Genomic DNA, 18,394 nt, shown 5'->3' with positions numbered 1-18,394 from the left:
TTTATAAATTTATCTTATCTTTTGGAGGGCTAAGATGAGATTGCTACAAACTGAAGGAGAAAGGGGGCAAATCCAATGCTACGAGACAAAAAGTCGATTATTAAACACTATGAACAATCTCTTATTTGGGTACAGGATTTGAGGAATTTATCTGAGGAGCAATGGCGTAAGCCAATTGAATCTGGAAAATGGTCGGTTGCAGAGATGATAGGACATCTTACCCCATGGGATACATTTGTGTTAGAACATCGAATACCTTATTTATTTATAAATACATCTTTACCAAAAGGGCCAGATATCGAGCATATGAACACGAAGGCAGCTGAAAAAAGTCGTGAACAACATTTAGAAAAAACGATTACTGAATTTGTTTCGACAAGGCGTCAATTGCTACAGACCATTCAGCAATTGACAGATGAGCAATGGCACCAGTCGTTCAGTATTGGGCAGTCTAACATAACGGTTGCGGATTATTTTGGCGGATTAATTGACCATGATTTACATCATTTTTCACAAATTCAGAGCGTTTTATATGTATAGGAGCTAGCACATGGATATCAAGTATTTAATAGATTACTTTGCCCAAGCGTCTGTAAAATTTACCGATGTCTTTACGAAAAGAATGGAGCCGGGAGAAGTTGATTTAGGGAGAACTACTGCACCAGGAAAGTGTGGAATTATTGTGCCGCTTGCAGGCAGTGCTATTTTTAGCCTGAATGGAACGCCTTATGTGATGGAACCAGGAGTAATAGTGCATGCCGGTTCTCAAATGCCAATTGAAGTGAACGTAACGAGCCAGAAGGTTTGGGAATATGCTGTAGTTCATTATAATCTACCTATGGATGAGGTGGCACTTTATCCACTAGCTCAGCAACACTTTCTTATTAAAACAGGCCATAATACGCAAATTATTACCCAAGTTCAGCAATTGGTAGAAAGCTATTCCTTTCCAGGGAGTATGGCGGTATTTAAGTCTAAGACATTATTCATGAATTTGCTGGAACACATTCTTATTGCGGCAAAAGTGAAGGTTCTGGATAATGCCAATGAAATGATGGAGCAGGCTTTACAGTATATACATGAGCACTACGCGGAGCAGCTTTCAGTATCAAATATTTCTAGTGAATTTGAAATTGAACGACGTCGATTTGCCTATTTATTTGAGCAGCATACAGGCATGAATCCAAGCACATATATAACGGAATACCGTATAAGACGAGCAAAGGACTTGCTAGAATATGGTGGAATCCCTGTAGCTGAAATTGCAGAATGTGTTGGCTATATAGACTGTTTTTATTTTAGTAGGGTATTTAAAAAGTGTACAGGTTTATCGCCTTCAGCCTATCGAAAATTAAAAATAGAGGAAGCCAAATACGTATAATTGACTGTTTCTTAAAAAAAAGAAACAGTTTTTTTATTGATTTAATCGGCAAAAATCCATGTCATTTTCGAAATCGTCCATTCACAATCTATTTTCACTTTGTTAGGATAGTATCCGTAAATGATAATGAGTATCAATTATATATTGACATACATATGAAAACGATTATCATTATCAATATGAGCTCGTTAGGAGAGAATATCTATGAATAAATATTTTAAAATGTGTGCGCCAGCACTTTTAGCACTATCATTAGCTGCATGTGGAACAGATAAGGCGGAGGAGTCTACATCAACAAATAATACGGCTGAAACAAGTGCAACAGAATCACAGACAGAGCTAGCTAAGACCCAGACAATTACTTACTTAGGTGAGAAATATGAGCTTCCAGCAGAAGTGAAAAATATTGTCGCTGCAAGTCTTGAATCTATGGAAGACGCTGCAATGCTAGGAATTAAGCCAGTAGGTGTACTTGAAGTTGGTGGCAAAGTGCCAGCATATCTAGCATCTGATTTTGAAGGTGCTACACTTGTAGGAAATAAAATGGAGCCGAATGCAGAGGCCATTCTTAATTTGGATCCAGATGTCATTGTGGGTACTTCAAAATTCCCTGAAGAAACGGCTGAAAAGTTGAAAAAAATTCAAACAATGATTCCTTACTCGCATATTTCAACAAACTGGAAGGAAAATTTGACAGTGCTTGCACAGCTAGCTGGTAAAGAAGATGATGCTAAAAAAATCATCTCTGACTATGAGGCAAAAGTTGCTGATGCACAGGTGAAATCGAAAGAGCAATTAGCTGATAAACAAGTGTTAATCATCCGTGTTCGCGGTGGCGTTATGTACATTTATCCGGCTGGCGTTTATTTAAATCCTGTTTTATATGAGGATTTAGGTGCGCCAGTTCCAGAGGTAGTTACGACAGCTAAAGCGCAAGCAGAATTATCTCTGGAAACACTAGCTCAAGTAAATCCAGATGCTATTTTCCTTCAATTTGAGGAATCAGAAAATAAGGATACTCCAAAGGCATTAGAGGAGCTACAAAAAAATCCAATTTTCACTAGCTTAAAGGCATCACAAAATAAAGAAATTTATGTCAATACAATTGACCCATTAGCACAAGGTGGTACGGCTTGGTCTAAGGTTAAATTCTTAGATGCAGCAGCTGAAAAATTACTTAAATAGTATACACAGGCTGGTAGTAGATTTGGTGATATCACCGGGCTATTACCGGCCTTTTGTTCAATAGAAGTTTGGATAAGAAAATGGTATAGAAAAAGGTGTGAAAGTTGAAAAAAACAAACATAGTGTCATTTTCAATATTAGCGGTATCTCCTTTCCTTATTGCCCTTGTGGCACTTGTTTCTGTTATGTATGGAACAAAGGATATTAGTGTAATCACTGTGTGGCAGGCAATATCAGCATTTGATTCTTCCAATGTTGATCACCAAATTATACGAACAGGACGTATTCCTAGAATAGCCGCAGTACTGTTAGTTGGAGCATTTTTGGCAGTTGCGGGTGCAGTTATGCAGGGAATTACACGAAACTATTTAGCCTCTCCGTCATTGATGGGTGTCAACGATGGCTCTGCATTTGTTATAACATTAGCTATTGTCTTTTTCCCAGGACTGCCTAATTATCAGATGATTTTATTGTCAATGCTAGGTTCTGCACTGGGTGCGGGCATTGTTTTTGGCTTTGGCTCATTAATTCGAAATGGTTTATCACCAGTAAGGCTGGCTATTATTGGAACGGTTATTGGGACATTTTTAAGCAGTATAGCTACAGCGATCGCGATGTATTTCCAAGTATCACAAACAGTCAGTGCTTGGTATAACACTAAGGTACATATGGTAGATATGGATATGCTGATGCTCTCAATTCCATTTGGATTAACTGGTTTATTTTTGGCCTTATTATGTGCGAGGGCCATTACGATTACCTCGCTAGGTGAGGATATTGCAATGGGACTAGGTCAAAAAACTAAGGCAGTACGGATTATTAGTATGTTAGCTGTCGTATGCTTGACAGGGACAGCAGTTGCTCTCGTTGGAAAAATAGCCTTTGTAGGGTTAGTTATTCCTCATATTACTCGTTTCCTTGTTGGGGTGGATTATCGCTATATCATCCCTTGTGCAGCGGTTATTGGTGCCTTTTTCTTGGCGCTTTGTGATGTCCTGAGCCGTTTTGTCAATTATCCGTTTGAAACGCCAATTGGAGTCTTAACAGCATTGGTTGGTGTACCATTCTTCTTATATTTAGTTCGTAAGCACGGAGGTGAAAAACGTGCGTAAAAATACCTCAAGTGTATTCTTTTTGACTATGTCGATGCTTTTACTTTTGATTTTAGTTGCAAGTTATCTACATATTACAAATGGTGTTTTTGATATGTCAGTGATGGATGTCATAAAAACATTATTGCGTATTGAATCTAATCCAAAATTTGATCTTGTTATTTTTGAATTCCGCTTACCACGAATTGTCATAGCTGGTCTCGTTGGTATTGGTTTAGGAATGGCTGGGGTTGTTTTACAAGGTATTACGCGCAATGGGCTCGCAGATCCAGGGATATTAGGAATTAATGCAGGAGCTGGTGCCGCGGTCGTAATTTTTATGTTTTTCTTTCAATTAAAATTAGTGAGCGCAGATATGAATAGCTGGCTATCCATTTTAATGATGCCATTGTTCGGTTTTATCGGTGGAACAATTGCGGCTATATTGATTTTTACATTTGCTTTAAAAAACGGTCATCTCGATATGCAGCGATTAATATTAACTGGGATTGCCATTAACAGTGGATTTGGCGCTTTATCATTGTTCCTATCTTTAAAAATGAGTGCGCAGGATTTTGAATCTGCAGCCATTTGGATGGCAGGTTCCATTTACAATGCGAATTGGATTTTTGCTCTTACTATGTTACCTTGGCTTTTAATTTTAGGAATTTATGTGCATAGAAAATCGTATTTACTTGATTATTTTCAGCTGGAAGAGGATAGCATCACAAGTTTAGGCATTGCTGTTGAAAAAGAGAAAATGAAGCTGTTGTTAGCCAGTGTGGGACTAGTTAGTGCCTGCGTATCCGTATCAGGAAGTATTGGTTTTATTGGCTTAATGGCGCCACATATTGCTAAGCAGCTTGTTGGTATTCAGCACCGTTATGTCATGCCAGTAAGTGCATTGATTGGTGCAGGCTTGTTAATCCTAGCTGATTTTATCGGCAAAACAGTATTCGCACCGTCAGAGCTGGCTGTTGGAATAGTAGTGTCGATTATAGGAATTCCATATTTCTTGTATTTACTTGTAAAATCTAAGGCATAGGAGGAAACGGTGTGCAAACTGCATTTAGAATGGAAAATTTGGCTTCGGGTTATGAGCAGGTTCGAGTGTTTGAAGGATTAAATTTAACGATTGAAGAGGGCAAGGTCACAACGATTATCGGACCGAATGGCTGTGGTAAATCAACGCTCCTCAAAACGATAGGACGAATTTTAAAAAAGCAACAGGGCACGGTATACTTGCAGGAGCAAAATATGCAAAATTTATCGACAAAGGATATTGCACAGAAGCTAGCAATATTATCACAGACACCCATCGCACCGGGGCAATTAAAAGTCGAGGAGTTAATTGCTTATGGGCGATATCCACATCGCAACAATGTCAATCGTTTAACAAATCAGGATGAAAAAATGATTGAGTGGGCGTTAACGGTCACAAATACAATGGAATATCGAAATCGAGAGCTAGCACAGCTTTCTGGAGGACAGCGTCAGCGTGTATGGCTCGCTATGGCATTGGCACAGGAAACAAGTATATTGTTGCTTGATGAGCCGACTACTTATTTAGATATGGCCCACCAGTTGGAAGTACTTGATATCGTGAAAAATTTAAATGAACAGCATCAATGTACAATCGTCATGGTTCTTCATGATATTAATCATGCCGCTAGGTATTCAGATCATCTTATCGCCATGCGAAAGGGTGTTATCATGCAAACCGGAACACCACAGGAAATTTTGAGCGCAGAAGTGATGCGTCAAGTCTTTAACATTGATGCACGTATTATGGAAGATCCGGCAACGAATACACCTGTATGCTATGGTTATGACGTTTTAAAGGAGGAAAACAAATGAATCGAACAGAAATAGATTACTCAACACAGCAAATGACTTCAAAATTGGCAGACTATACGTATGGGATTAACGTATATATACCCAATGAGGAAGCTCCAACAGAAGGTTTTCCTGTCATCTATGTATTGGATGGTTCTTCTTATTTTCCTCTAGTTAAAGAAGCAGTCCGATTGCAAAGTCGTAATGCGCCAAAAACAGGTATTTTACCATCCATTGTAGTTGGTATTGGGCATGGTGAAGATATACGTGAACGACGATTTTATGATTTTACGGCACCAGCAGAGACGTATATTTATCCCGCAAGATTTAAAGGTAAAGGGCATGAAAAGCTTGGTGGGGCAGTAAACTTTAGTCGATTCCTAGAAGAAGAACTAAAGCCAATGATTGAAGCTAACTATCCAGTAAATAAAGCACAGCAATCGATATTTGGTCACTCGTTAGCGGGTTATTTTACGCTTTGGCAATTATTTCACCATCAAACAAGCTTTCAACATTACCTGGCTATCAGTCCCTCCATCTGGTGGAATGAGCATGAATTAGTCCCATGTGCCTCAGTATTTTTAAATGAGCATCAGGCTATGAAGGAAACATTGTTTATTAGTGCTGGTGAACTGGAAACCTTTATGGTGGATGATGCACGACAAATGGCAACAATGCTTGAAAAAATAATGAAGGTTGATTTTTATGAAGCTTTAAACGAAAATCATGCATCTGTTGTGCCTACTGTTATGAGTAGAGCCATACGTTTTGCTTTTAAAAATGAATAAATAATAGCCGCATTATCTATGGGTAATGCGGTTTTTTATTTTCAGGAAGTTTTGATTTATAAAATACTTGAATGAAACTCATAATAAAGGAAATTTGGTAAAACGTCTGGGATTAATGGAGGCGCTGTATGCAAAAAAATAAAAATTTAATCAACCCAGTATTTATTATTTCTAGTGGAGCCATTTTACTTTTAGTAATTATTGGGGCAATAATACCGGAAAAGTTTAAGAATGTAGCGAACAGTGTCTTTCATATGACGACGGATTTTTTTGGTTGGTTTTACTTAATGGCGGTCTTTATAATCGTGGTTTTTCTATTTGGCTTGGCGATTAGTAAATATGGCACTATTCGATTAGGAGCAGAAGATGGTCGCCCAGAATTTAGCTTTCTCACATGGATTTCTATGCTCTTTTCTGCAGGACTTGGGGTTGGACTAGTCTTTTGGGGAGTAGCTGAACCAATGAGTCATTATTTTTCACCACCTTTTAGTGACACAAAACCTCTTACGACAGATTCAGCCCGACTGGCAATGGGCTATTCATTCTTTCATTGGGGAATCAGCCAATGGTCTGTTTATGCCATATTGGGGCTCGTTATGGCGTATGTGCAATTTAACAAAAAAAGAAATATGCTCATCTCAACCGCCTTAGAGCCTGTAACGGGGAAAAATCGAGTCGTGAAGGGCACGATTGATATTTTAGCGGTTATTGCAACAGTTATGGGGGTAGCTACTTCTATTGGCTTGGGCGTGCTCCAAACAAATGGAGGTTTAAGCTTTGTCTTTGGTTTACCTAATACATTTCTCTTCCAAGTAGTCATTATTCTTATCATGTTTATTGGCTATATGTTATCTGCCACTACAGGCCTTCAAAAGGGAATGAAAATCTTAAGTAATGTCAATATGATGCTAGCGATTGTGTTACTGCTATTTGTTTTTATAACAGGTCCGACGGTATTTATAATGGAAACCTTTACACTAGCAATAGGCGATTATATTTCAAACTTTATTCAATATAGTTTAAGGATGCAACCGTATGTCGGGGGGACGTGGGTAAAGGATTGGACTATCTTTTATTGGGCGTGGGCGATAGCTTGGTCACCCTTTGTTGGTTCTTTTATTGCTCGTGTATCAAAAGGTAGGACCATTCGAGAATTCATTGTTGGCGTATTAATCATTCCTCCTCTTATTGCTTGTTTTTGGATTGCTGTTTTTGGAGGTACTGCCTTGTGGTTCGATTTGCATCAAGAAGCTCAAATTGCACAAACCGTTCATAACGATGTAACAGTGGCGTTGTTTCAAATGTTAGAGCATTTGCCACTTTCAACGATAGCCTCTTTTATTGGGATTTTGCTCATTATTATCTTCTTAATTACGTCAGCCGATTCTGCTACTTTCATTATGGCCAGTATGACGACAAGGGGATCCTTAAACCCTACAGTACTGTCGAAGTTAGTTTGGGGTATATTAATGGCCTCTATTTCAGGTGTTTTATTGTATACGGGTGGGCTAGATGCATTACAAACGGCGTCGTTAATTGCCGCTTTACCATTTACGGTAATATTACTGTTGTTAATGATTTCTTATATTAAAATGATGAAGGATGAGATTATTCCGCTGAAGAAAAAAGACATTCAACGATTGAAGATAGCCAAAAAGCATCTTGAGAAAGAAGCAAAAGCTAAAGAAAAAAAATGAGGTCATAAGCTGTATTATTCTTTCATGAGTAATACAGTTTTTTTGTGTTTATATACATTAAAATGTATTAAAAATCATTCGTGGAGGTTAACTGAGCTAGTATTAGCAGAAATAAAAGATGCACCCATTATACATGAGGTGATGATTCAGGCATTTCAAGAGTATGCAGCGGCACCACCACCATCTAGTGCATTGAGTGAAACGGTAGAATCCATTGAACAGGGTATGCAGGCTGGTGAACAGGCTTTTAACAGTAGTAGGCTACCATAGAGATACTAAAACTATTCAGCCAATTTTAGTGGATGGATGGAGCATAGGCCTTGGCGGGCCCGCAAATGGAGAGATGCTCATAGACCTTCAAGCGTAAAAATTCCTAGTCCTGGAGAATGGGCAATTTTACTGTATACAAATGGTAAATACTTTGATACGTTGATTTATGATATTCAGGAATAATAGTGACCTAAAACACTTTGGAAAAGTAAGAGGATATAGAAATGGAGGAGAGTAATTTGATCGATTTTGATTTACGATATCCAATTGGGGAGTTTCAATGTCCAACAGAAGTGACATCACAGCAAGTAAAAGAATGGTTGGAAGATATTCGTTTATTACCACAGCAGCTTGAAGAAGCATTAAGTGGAGCAAGTGAGCAGGAATTGGCAAAATCCTATCGTGAAAATGGCTGGACTGTAACACAGCTAGTCCATCATATTGCTGATAGTCATATGAACAGCTATATCCGCTTTAAGCTAGGTTTAACAGAGGACGAGCCAACTATTAAGCCATACAATGAAGCTGAGTGGGCACTGCTACCAGATTCAGAAATGCCAATAGCGACTTCTCTTAAACTAATCGAATGTTTACATGGACGTTGGGTTTACTTATTAACAAGCTTAACAGATGAACAATTACAACGAGCGTTTAATCATCCTGATTCAGGTCTGACAACATTGGAACAGGCAATTGGGTTATATGCATGGCATGGCAAACATCATTTGGCGCATATTCGGAATGCTTTGACGAAATAGTAAAAATGCGAAATAGGCGATTTCTTGAAAAAGAAATCGCCTATTATTTTTTAGTACAATGCTATCAATTTTTTCATACATGAAGGATATTTAAATTACTTTCTAGGTGATTGTATCGAGGCTTAAGCAATCGTAATACCTGCACTTGCAGTTCCTGTTAGAACTTGTGCAACAGCAACACCGGCAGTTGTAATAGAGTAAACCATTAATAAACGGTCTCCTGTTACGACTGGAACTGGTGCTACGTTCGCAGAAGCGAATGAAGTTTGGCCTAATGCTATGGCACCAGTAAATGCTGGAGCTAAGTTGACAGTTGCTGTTGTTGCAGTGAACACAGTGCTACCTGCAGGAGCGCGGTAAACTGTTGCAGTTACGGTTGTTGTTCCAATTAAAGCAATAGCTATTGTTGCAGAGAATGATGCAGAAATAGCAGTGATATTACCTGGACGAGGAACTGAGAATGCCTCTGTTACAACCCCAGATAAATCAATGGTATTTCCTAAAATTGTAACACCAGGTACTGCTGTACCAAATCCGATTAGACTCGGTGTTGCAATTAATCCAGTAACTAATGATGCTAAAACAACAGGTGTGACACCAGAAGAGAAAGGAATGATTGAGCCAGTTGCTTGAGGCGTAGTAATACATGCCGCATCAATCGCTACAAAAGGTCCTAATGCAGTACATTCACCATTGCCATTTTTTGAGCAACCACACATAGAATTATTTAAACACATTTTTACACCCCCTTTCTTCATTATTCTATTCATTTCAGATTAGGGGTTAAGGGCAAATATCTACTTCACCTATAAATTCAATGATTTCTTAAAGCCAGCTTTATTTGAAACATAAAGACATCCACTATGTATATTTACATACATAATGGATGTTTTATAAAATGATAAATTTAACTCCACCTTTTAAAAAAATCGAAAAATGAGTTTTTTCCCTTCTTATTTTCTTCAATTGGTGTGTTTACAGGATCAGGTTGCTTATTCTCTTTTTCAAGGGACGAATGAACCTCATAGACTTCTTCAGAATTATACACTTCAACATACTCTTCGGTTTCTAATGAAGGAGAATGATGTGTGTCAGCAGGTTCTGTTACTGATTCTGAAACAACTTGGTTTAGAGGCTCGTTAGCTATTGCCGAATTGTCTTGACTAACTGGCTCGCTAAGCATCCCCGAATGAACCTGTTCCAACGATTCTGTAGATACTTCAGAAATCTCATGATTGTTACGTTCATTTTTCGAATGCACAACCTCTATAGGATCATCTGTTTTTTCGGTTCCAGTACTCGATTCATGAACAATAGTTGATGGTAAATGATCTTTCTCGATGTCTTCTTCACTTAAAGTGAGCTGTACAGCAGATGGATCATAAACACTTACTGGAACTTCCTTTGCATCCGTGGCATTTTTAAAATGGAAGGTGGATTCAACTGTCGTGTTTCTGAATAAGCCATTGTATATATGGCTTGGATGCGTATTAATGGATTGAAAATACTGCTGATTAAAATGCCGCTCTTCAGGTTTAGTTGTCTGTCGATCATTATGAGGAGAGGAAGCGCCATTATTATTTACATTTTGTTGGTGGTTTGTGGCTTTTCCTGCCAAATTTTGTAATAGTCTATAAGATGGCTGTGCTGATGTTATCGTAGTTTTATCTGCTGTCTGTATCATTCTAGGTTGTCTAGGTATGTGAGTAGCGGAAGTTTGAGAAGGCATTTTATTGGAGGGAGAAATGGTTGTAGTATCATTTCCTTCAACAGTTACTAATTTGTTTAAAACAGCTAAAATTTCTTGATTCATTTCTTCCATGGTTTGATTCAGAGACTCAATCTGAATGGACAGAAGCCTTATTTGATCATCATACCCTTTTATATATGAATTTTGTTTAGTATCCAATGTCTCTGTAATCCCCTCTAAATGTGCCATCTGCGTTTTTAGTCCATCAAACTCCTGCTTCATATAAAGAAAATCTTCAATTGACGATCCCATTTTTAATGAAGATAACGATTCTCTATAGGTTTCAATTTTTTGCCTTAAATTTTCAATTTCTTGAGTGGTATACAATTTTGACTCTTCCATTGTAGTTCACCCCTTTTCCATTATTAGTTTATTAAAAATATTGACTTTCTGTTACAAATATACCGGTTCATTCAACATTTTAGTTCTTATTATAAAGAAAGCACTGTAAGTAAAAATGTTTGCCGTTGATTTTTATAAATATCCAATGTAACTATTTATTAGCCCATGCACTTATAGCTGAAAAACATATGCTACAAACGAAAGATAAAAAACTTATGGAGGTGTCAAAAGGATGCAAGAACATATGCCATCCCAGGCGCAGGAACTGATTTGTATAAATGTTGATAAGGTATATGATTGGATTGTAAAGGAAATGTCATTTGATATTTCACCAACTGGAGCAATTACATTCCCAGGCGTAACACCAGCTACTGACTTAACTGGTGCTATTGTTACATGTCGTGTAATTCCAGCAGCTACAAATCCAATTGTGATCCTAAACCGTGAGAATCGCCAATTCTCTATCGATGGATCAACTGTTTGTCTTCAACATTTAAATATTCAAAAGAATTTCATTCTTACGATCATAGTTACATTACCAAATGGAACAATGTTTACAAGCGCTGAAATTCCTGTTTCACGCTGTGAGCAAGTGACATTATGTGCACCTAAGGGTACAGATGTAGAAATTCTATATACAGATTTAGATTGCTTCGTATGTACGACTGGTACACTAACGCCTGCAGCAGGTGCGATTACGTTTTCTGCGTTAACAATTACTGTTGCTGTTTGCCAAAGCATTCAATCAACATTCCCAGTTACTGTGGAATTCTTAGCAACTTTCTGCGAACCAAGAGCAGATTTACCATTCACATGTCCAACTGCGGTTCGTCCACAACAATGCCCAGTTATTTTCCCAACTGTTGGTTAATAGTGCTAACAAATAGAGGAAAGTCATATCATGAAGAGAGGGTTATCCTCTCTTTTTTTTTATGAACCATAGTAAGGGGGCATTAAGTGATAACACGGATAGAAGACAAGATACAAGCGGTAAAAGAACAGACAAACACATATGTACAGGAAATTAAAAAGCTGGTAGAAGAGCTAGCAGTGCCAAATAAGGTTAATCTTATTAGTTATTTTACATCCTCGTTCAATATATCCTATGATTCTGAGCAAGAAAGTCTATGTTTAGGATCCTATCATATTCGTAATATTGGGCATACACCCGTCACCAATCCATATTTATGCATTAAATTACCGAAAGATTCTCCGTTTTATTTCTCAGGAAGGTATGTCCACGAAAATTTTACACCTACTTTAAAGACGCAGGGGCAAAGTAATTGGGAGCGTTTTAATGACAAATCGAGCAAAGAGGAATACTGGCTGAGACCAATAGGGAAGTCCACCATCGAACCAAATGAAACGATTTCATTTACCAATTTTCAAATTAAATGGTCCCATAATTTATCTTATTCTGGCACTATTATGGGTTTTACATATTGTGATCAGCTAACTGATGGTGTGCTTGTGTTAAACCCAATTAATCTCAATGGCATTAGTCCAACACAGGAGGAAAACAATGGGGGATCATGAAAAACAAGAACTTAATAGCGTAATCCAACAATTGCTGAAGGACCAGCTTAACCGTCGTAATGTACAAGATAATAGTTTTGCCTTTCTTGAAAAAAATACATTACAACAATTAATTGCTTATCTTGTCTCTGGGGAAAAAAGTGAAAAATTTGAACAACATGATCATCCAGAACTACAAAAAAAGTGGTTAAAACAACTGGATGAAATGTTAGAAGACAGTAAAGCACAGTTTGAAGAAGTCATTGAAATTCTAAAAAGTTTTTCAGGCTAGGAGGTGCAAGGATGGACAACGATATTGTCAAAAACAATGATCCTCTACAGCTCCAACAAATGATTATTTTTTTAAGGGCCGAATTAGCCAAATATAAAAATGAAGTGAAAAGGCTTAGGGATAGTGATTATTATGCATTAGTGCTACGTCTTGAACGGGAGAATATACAATTAATAAGGCTCAGAAAAGATCTTTCGATGGAACTATTAAAGTTGAAGAGAGATTTTGATAAGGAATTGGAAGCATATGATGAAGAGTTACAAAAGCGAGAGCTCCAAAGAAAAAAACAAATTGCTTCGATAGAGTCTTTATTAAAGGAACTAAGCGAGCTGCGAGCAGAAAATAAGTTATTAAAGGAAAACATTGATGTATCTATCGAAGAAACAAACTATAAGTCAATGATGGAGGCGTTAGATAAAAGATTAAATGACTTTACTATCGTTACAGGTGGACATATGGAACGTATTTTAGAGACGATAGAACAATCATATAGAAACAAAGTAGAGACGGATAGCCTTTATGAACAATTAGTAAAAGAATTAGAAACGAAAAATCTAGAAATAGAAAAACTTACTAATGAGATAAAGGGCTATAAAAATCAATCTGATGATAGTAGAGTAAAAATGAATGAGTCTATAAATATAGACGAGCAGATTGATTTTCGATTACGAATGCTTGATGAACTCGATCAAAAATTGAACGAGCTCGCATTCGAAATAAATAGAGAATAGATGGTATACAAATACTGTTTCAAAAGAGAGTAAGCCTTCCTCTTTTGAAACAGTTATTTTTTAGGGCAAGGTTGCTTGGTCCAAAAAACATTCAAATTAATTAACTACTGCCTAAGTTACTTTGTTTCACGATGTAAAGTAACTCGTTTTAAGCGAGGGGAATACTTTTTAAGCTCCAATCTCTCTGGATTAGTACGTTTATTTTTCGTCGTGATATAGTTTTTATCACCAGTTTCCGTGCAGGCTAGTGTTATTTGTACGCGCATAAATATGCCTCCTTGTAAATAGTAATTATTACGATTTAAACAATATATTTTAGGGTGTAAATTGTCAAGTTTATTTTTTCATGTGATTAAAAGCTTTGCATTTTGAAAATATATATGTTTTAATTACAAATTTTAAATAGTAATGATTACGATTTAAGGAGTTGGAGAGAGAATAATGAAAATACCTGTAACTGTATTAAGTGGATATTTAGGTTCTGGTAAGACCACGATGATGAATCATGTATTGCAAAACGAAAAGGATTTACGTGTTGCTGTTATTGTGAATGATATGAGTGAAATTAATATTGATGCTGAGCTTATTGCAAATGGCAGCGGGATCTCACGAACAGAAGAGAAATTTGTGGAGTTATCCAATGGCTGTATTTGTTGTACATTGCGAGAAGATTTATTACAGGAGGTGGAACGTCTTGCGAAGCTTGGCAATATTGATTATATATTGATTGAATCGACAGGTATTAGTGAGCCGATTCCAGTTGCACAAACATTTAGCTATTTAGATGAAGAGCTGGGCATAGATTTAACGAGATTTTGTCAATTGGATACGATGGTAACAGTTGTAGATGCGCATCGCTTTTGGCATGATTTTCAATCGGGAGAGAGTTTATTAGAGCGTAAGGAAGCAATTGGTGAGTTAGATGGAAGGGATGTTGCAGACCTTCTTATTGATCAAATAGAATTTTGTGATGTCCTTGTATTAAATAAGTGTGACTTAGTTTCAATAGAAGAAGTAGAACGGTTAGAGCGTATACTACGCGCATTACAGCCCGAGGCAAAAATAATCCGAACGGTTAGTGGTGAAATTGATCCTGCTGAAATTTTAAATACAGGTCGTTTTGACTTCGAACGTGTCTCAGAATCAGCTGGCTGGTTAAAAGAATTAGAGCTTGGTCATGAAAACCATATGCCGGAGACGGAGGAGTACGGCATATCTTCATTTACCTATACAAGTAGAAAACCATTCCATCCAATGCGCTTTGTCGAGTGGTGTGACCAAATGCCACCATCAATTGTGCGAGCAAAGGGAATTGTTTGGAGTGCAAAGCATCAAGACGTAGCATTATTGCTATCACAGGCTGGTTCATCTGCAAAAATTGAACCTGTTTCTTATTGGGTAGCGGCACTACCAAAAGCTCAGCAGGAAGATGTCTTCCTACAAAGTCCGGAGGTGTTGGAAGATTGGGATAGCGAGTTTGGAGATCGCATGACCCAACTTGTTCTTATTGGTATAGACTTAGATAGAGAGCGTATTATCAAACAGTTGGACAGCTGTTTATTAACAGATGAAGAGTTTCGTAATCCTTGGGAACGACTACAAGATCCGTTTAACTGGGAATGGCATTCATAAAAAGAAAGAAGATTTCGGCTACGATTCCGAAATCTTCTTTTCAAACACACGATTATAATTAGTAGCATCTCGTAATGCCTTTTCTTCTATCGGAATTCGTACAGAAAGCATTGTAATATTTAATAGTGTAAAACAAAACGCCGTGAAATATGCCTGAAACATAAGAGGTAGAAGGAGAATTTCCAAACAAACGACAGCATAGTTAGGATGGCGCATAATTTCATAGGGACCTTTACGCACGACTTGTGCATGAGGTAGAATGAGAATTTTTGTATTCCAAAACGTTCCTAAAGAACGGATACACCATATACGCAATGCCTGAACGGCTACAAATAAAATAAAAAATAATGGGAATAAGGGCGATATACCATTGTGATTGGTTACTACTTCAACAATTAGAAACAAGAAGAAACTAATATGCATAGTGACCATATAAGGGTAGTGGGAGTTACCAACCTCATAGGCTCCCTGAGCAATCATCCATTTCTCATTTCGTTTAGCAATGACAACCTCTGTCAATCTTTGTAGAATGACAAGCGTTACAATTAGATAGAAGATCATGCTACTCCCTCCAGTTTAGTAATACAGCTTCTGCACAAAAACCAGGGCCAAGAGCGACGAGTAAACCTGTATCCTCCACTTGTCCTTCATGTAACATAAATTGTTCTAACACATATAACACGGTTGGCGATGACATATTACCATGCTGACGTAATATTTCCCGAGAAATGTCGGTTTTTTGAGAAGAAAGATAAAGCGTGTCCTCATAGGCTTTTAATACTTTTTTTCCTCCAGGATGTGCAATAAAATGAGTAAGCTGTTCACTGTAAATTCCTTGTTCCAGTAAAAATTGTTCAATATATGGTCCAAGCCAACTAGTAATAATAGCCGGAATGCTTTTTTGGAAAATGACATGAAGCCCATTATTTTTAACGTCCCATCCCATTACATTTTCTGAATCAGGCATCCATTTAGAGCCTGCCGCCAAAATAGATGGTGATGGTTTTTTTGTATCAATCATGATTTCATCGCCACATACGAGAATACAGGCGGCACCGTCAGCAAAAAGTGAAGCACCGATTAAATTACTTTTAGAAAAATCATTTGGCTGAAAAGTGAGGCTACATAGTTCAACACAAACAACAAGCACTTTTGCATTAGGGTGTGCTTTACAAAAATCATAGGCTCTGCTAACACCTGCTGCTCCTCCTGCACAGCCTAATCCCCATAGCGGAATACGTTTCAATTGATCGGAAAAAGGAAGCTTGTTCATCACACGAGCGTCAATGCTAGGTGTTGAGATCCCCGTACTGCTTACAAATATGATGGCATCGATTTCTTTAGGAGAAATGGGTGAATGTAAGAAGGCTTCATTTTGTAAGCATGCCTGAATGACGCTTACACTGTATTGTGTGGCTAGTTCAATATATAAACCATTACGCTCCTCAAAGGAGTGATTTGTACGATGCCACTCAGGTGGTACACAAAAATGACGTGTTTCAATTCCGCCATTATCGAAAACCTTTAAATAGCGCTCTAGTTTTGGGATTTTTTCATAGAAAAGCTCCTTTGTAAGCTCCTCTGCATTTGATTGCTGTAATGTGTAAGGTGGTTGATGTGTGCTAATAGAAATGATTTTAGGCAATTCAACATCTCCTCGCATTTATTGGTCTTGTACATTCTATGCGTGAAGGAAGGAGATACATGCTAATAATATTTTATTTGACAATTCCCTAAATTTTATATATATTGGAAACAACTAAATGGAAAGTAGGTGATGTGACATGATGAATAAATCTATTTTTAGCGAACTGCAATTCGGTTTGTTTCATTTCACATGCCTAAAATATACAAAGCGACGTCGTGCATAGCTCGAGGTATTTGTATATCCTTTAAACGTGCGTGTGAAACCTTGTAACTGCCGAATTGCGCAGATACAAGGTTTTTTTATCGTGGTTCAAATTTTCTGAATCAAGATAATTGCTTCTGGCGGAAGTCTGCACAGAAGCGTCATGGAAACGTACCTTTAGGAGGAAATTAATTTGAATTTAACAACATTAGGTTTTACAAAATATTTTGAAGAGCAAATGTTAGAAATGAAGAAACAGTCTAAGTTTAAAAATTGTGTGCCTGCGAGGGTTACTTTAGAGCATAAGCATTCCTATCGAGTGTTAGCTCAGGAAGGGGAATGGCTTGCGACCATCGCTGGCCATTATGCCTATACATCTTTAGCTCGTGAAGACTATCCCGCAGTGGGCGATTGGGTGCTAGTAGAGAAAATGCCTGGTGAGGAACGAGCAATTATTCATCAATTATTCCAACGAAAATCAGTCTTTTCTCGAAAAGTTGCTGGTCTGGAAATCCAGGAACAGATTGTTGCATCGAATGTGGATATTGTGTTACTTGTCATGAGCTTGAATGCTGATTTTAATATTCGCCGTTTGGAACGATATTTAGTAGCTGCCTGGGATTCAGGTGCAAAGCCCATTATTGTTCTAACAAAGGCGGATTTATGCGACGATGCATCAAGCTTAGTGAAGGAAGTTGATTCAGTAGCATTTGGAGTAGATGTTTTCGTAACGAGTGCCATTTCTGGAGAAGGCTTAACGGAAATTCAGGCCTTATTTACAGAAGGAGTTACTGGGGCATTACTGGGCTCCTCTGGTGCAGGGAAATCTACATTAACGAATGCTCTGTGTGGCGAAATGCTGATGAAGGTATCAGACATACGTGAAGACGATGCTAAAGGACGTCATACAACGACTCACAGAGAGTTAGTGATGTTACCTTCTGGCGGCTGTTTAATTGATACGCCGGGAATGCGTGAGCTACAATTATGGAATCAAGGTGATAGTTTATCATCTAGCTTTCAAGATGTTGAGGAATTAGCAAAAGCTTGCCGTTATCGTGATTGTACCCATCAAAAAGAGCCGTATTGTGCAGTACAGCAAGCTATTGCAGATGGTGAACTTGATCAAAATCGTTTACAAAGCTATTTTAAGCTACAAAGAGAATTGGCTTATATGGAACGCAAAACAAATGTGCAGGCAAAGCTCGAGGAGCAACGTAAATGGAAGCAAATTTCTAAAGGCGTTAAAAAGGGAAAAAAATAAAGAGGAGCACACA

The 18,394-nt window shown here is 37.8% G+C and carries 21 protein-coding genes; 16 read left to right on the top strand and 5 right to left on the bottom strand.

Annotated elements, in window-relative coordinates:
* The first annotated feature begins 75 nt into the window (after nt 1-75).
* From C9J29_RS13820 to C9J29_RS13770, 10 genes are all read left to right on the top strand, one after another.
* Nucleotides 76-540 carry a DinB family protein gene (locus C9J29_RS13820; protein WP_107922323.1) on the top strand — a complete coding sequence of 155 codons (465 nt, stop codon included), beginning with the start codon at nt 76-78 and terminating at the stop codon, nt 538-540.
* A gap of 10 nt (nt 541-550) precedes the next feature.
* Nucleotides 551-1,381 (top strand): helix-turn-helix domain-containing protein, encoded by an 831-nt coding sequence (locus C9J29_RS13815; protein WP_107922322.1) that lies wholly within the window; start codon nt 551-553, stop codon nt 1,379-1,381.
* A gap of 204 nt (nt 1,382-1,585) precedes the next feature.
* On the top strand, nt 1,586-2,566 hold the full coding sequence (locus C9J29_RS13810) for an ABC transporter substrate-binding protein (protein ID WP_089985831.1): 981 nt from the start codon (nt 1,586-1,588) through the stop codon (nt 2,564-2,566).
* Nucleotides 2,567-2,670: 104 nt separating this feature from the next.
* On the top strand, nt 2,671-3,678 hold the full coding sequence (locus C9J29_RS13805; RefSeq protein WP_089985830.1) for a FecCD family ABC transporter permease: 1,008 nt from the start codon (nt 2,671-2,673) through the stop codon (nt 3,676-3,678).
* Nucleotides 3,679-3,706: 28 nt separating this feature from the next.
* Nucleotides 3,707-4,702, top strand: a complete 996-nt coding sequence (locus tag C9J29_RS13800; protein ID WP_089985914.1) for a FecCD family ABC transporter permease — start codon at nt 3,707-3,709, stop codon at nt 4,700-4,702.
* Between the two features lie 29 nt (nt 4,703-4,731).
* Entirely contained in the window at nt 4,732-5,514 is a 783-nt protein-coding gene (locus C9J29_RS13795; RefSeq protein ID WP_115648604.1) for an ABC transporter ATP-binding protein, read from the top strand.
* Complete coding sequence (locus C9J29_RS13790) at nt 5,511-6,281, top strand: alpha/beta hydrolase (protein ID WP_089985828.1); 771 nt, start codon at nt 5,511-5,513, stop codon at nt 6,279-6,281. Before C9J29_RS13795 ends, C9J29_RS13790 begins: the two co-directional genes overlap by 4 nt.
* A 128-nt stretch (nt 6,282-6,409) precedes the next feature.
* Nucleotides 6,410-7,978: a BCCT family transporter gene (locus C9J29_RS13785; RefSeq protein ID WP_089985827.1), complete on the top strand. Its 1,569-nt coding sequence runs from the start codon at nt 6,410-6,412 to the stop codon at nt 7,976-7,978.
* 24 nt (nt 7,979-8,002) lie between these two features.
* Nucleotides 8,003-8,248, top strand: a complete 246-nt coding sequence (locus C9J29_RS24710) for a hypothetical protein (RefSeq protein ID WP_237068842.1) — start codon at nt 8,003-8,005, stop codon at nt 8,246-8,248.
* A 224-nt stretch (nt 8,249-8,472) separates the two neighbouring features.
* Nucleotides 8,473-9,006: a YfiT family bacillithiol transferase gene (locus C9J29_RS13770; RefSeq protein WP_089985826.1), complete on the top strand. Its 534-nt coding sequence runs from the start codon at nt 8,473-8,475 to the stop codon at nt 9,004-9,006.
* A 122-nt stretch (nt 9,007-9,128) separates the two neighbouring features.
* On the opposite strand, the gene C9J29_RS13765 is transcribed toward C9J29_RS13770, so the two are convergent.
* Both C9J29_RS13765 and C9J29_RS13760 read right to left on the bottom strand, forming a co-directional pair.
* Nucleotides 9,129-9,743 carry an exosporium glycoprotein BclB-related protein gene (locus C9J29_RS13765; protein ID WP_089985825.1) on the bottom strand — a complete coding sequence of 205 codons (615 nt, stop codon included), beginning with the start codon at nt 9,741-9,743 and terminating at the stop codon, nt 9,129-9,131.
* Between the two features lie 170 nt (nt 9,744-9,913).
* Nucleotides 9,914-11,098 (bottom strand): hypothetical protein, encoded by a 1,185-nt coding sequence (locus tag C9J29_RS13760; RefSeq protein ID WP_089985824.1) that lies wholly within the window; start codon nt 11,096-11,098, stop codon nt 9,914-9,916.
* 232 nt (nt 11,099-11,330) lie between these two features.
* On the opposite strand from C9J29_RS13760, the gene C9J29_RS13755 reads away from it, so the two are divergent.
* From C9J29_RS13755 to C9J29_RS13740, 4 genes are all read left to right on the top strand, one after another.
* Entirely contained in the window at nt 11,331-11,969 is a 639-nt protein-coding gene (locus tag C9J29_RS13755) for a BMQ_0737 family morphogenetic spore coat protein (RefSeq protein WP_089985823.1), read from the top strand.
* 86 nt (nt 11,970-12,055) lie between these two features.
* Entirely contained in the window at nt 12,056-12,634 is a 579-nt protein-coding gene (locus tag C9J29_RS13750) for a hypothetical protein (protein WP_089985822.1), read from the top strand.
* Nucleotides 12,621-12,905, top strand: a complete 285-nt coding sequence (locus C9J29_RS13745) for a hypothetical protein (protein WP_089985821.1) — start codon at nt 12,621-12,623, stop codon at nt 12,903-12,905. The genes C9J29_RS13750 and C9J29_RS13745 overlap by 14 nt, the downstream gene beginning before the upstream one ends.
* An 11-nt stretch (nt 12,906-12,916) precedes the next feature.
* Nucleotides 12,917-13,636, top strand: a complete 720-nt coding sequence (locus C9J29_RS13740) for a hypothetical protein (RefSeq protein ID WP_107922321.1) — start codon at nt 12,917-12,919, stop codon at nt 13,634-13,636.
* A gap of 116 nt (nt 13,637-13,752) precedes the next feature.
* Here C9J29_RS13740 and rpmG read toward each other — a convergent pair whose 3' ends face one another.
* The gene (rpmG, locus tag C9J29_RS13735; protein WP_008175287.1) at nt 13,753-13,902 is read right to left on the bottom strand and encodes a 50S ribosomal protein L33; all 150 of its coding nucleotides are present in this window, start codon (nt 13,900-13,902) and stop codon (nt 13,753-13,755) included.
* A 172-nt stretch (nt 13,903-14,074) separates the two neighbouring features.
* On the opposite strand from rpmG, the gene C9J29_RS13730 reads away from it, so the two are divergent.
* On the top strand, nt 14,075-15,268 hold the full coding sequence (locus C9J29_RS13730; RefSeq protein WP_170844099.1) for a GTP-binding protein: 1,194 nt from the start codon (nt 14,075-14,077) through the stop codon (nt 15,266-15,268).
* Between the two features lie 18 nt (nt 15,269-15,286).
* On the opposite strand, the gene C9J29_RS13725 is transcribed toward C9J29_RS13730, so the two are convergent.
* Nucleotides 15,287-15,829 carry an isoprenylcysteine carboxyl methyltransferase family protein gene (locus C9J29_RS13725; RefSeq protein WP_089985818.1) on the bottom strand — a complete coding sequence of 181 codons (543 nt, stop codon included), beginning with the start codon at nt 15,827-15,829 and terminating at the stop codon, nt 15,287-15,289.
* A gap of 1 nt (nt 15,830) precedes the next feature.
* Entirely contained in the window at nt 15,831-16,913 is a 1,083-nt protein-coding gene (locus tag C9J29_RS13720) for a type III polyketide synthase (protein ID WP_090002067.1), read from the bottom strand.
* A 397-nt stretch (nt 16,914-17,310) separates the two neighbouring features.
* Between C9J29_RS13720 and rsgA the strand changes: the two genes are divergently transcribed.
* Nucleotides 17,311-18,381 carry a ribosome small subunit-dependent GTPase A gene (gene rsgA / locus C9J29_RS13715; protein ID WP_008175282.1) on the top strand — a complete coding sequence of 357 codons (1,071 nt, stop codon included), beginning with the start codon at nt 17,311-17,313 and terminating at the stop codon, nt 18,379-18,381.
* Nucleotides 18,382-18,394: the final 13 nt, after the last annotated feature.

The organism is Lysinibacillus fusiformis (assembly GCF_003049525.1).
Taxonomy (GTDB): Bacteria; Bacillota; Bacilli; order Bacillales_A; family Planococcaceae; genus Lysinibacillus; species Lysinibacillus fusiformis.
This window is presented reverse-complemented; position numbering and strand designations above follow the sequence as displayed.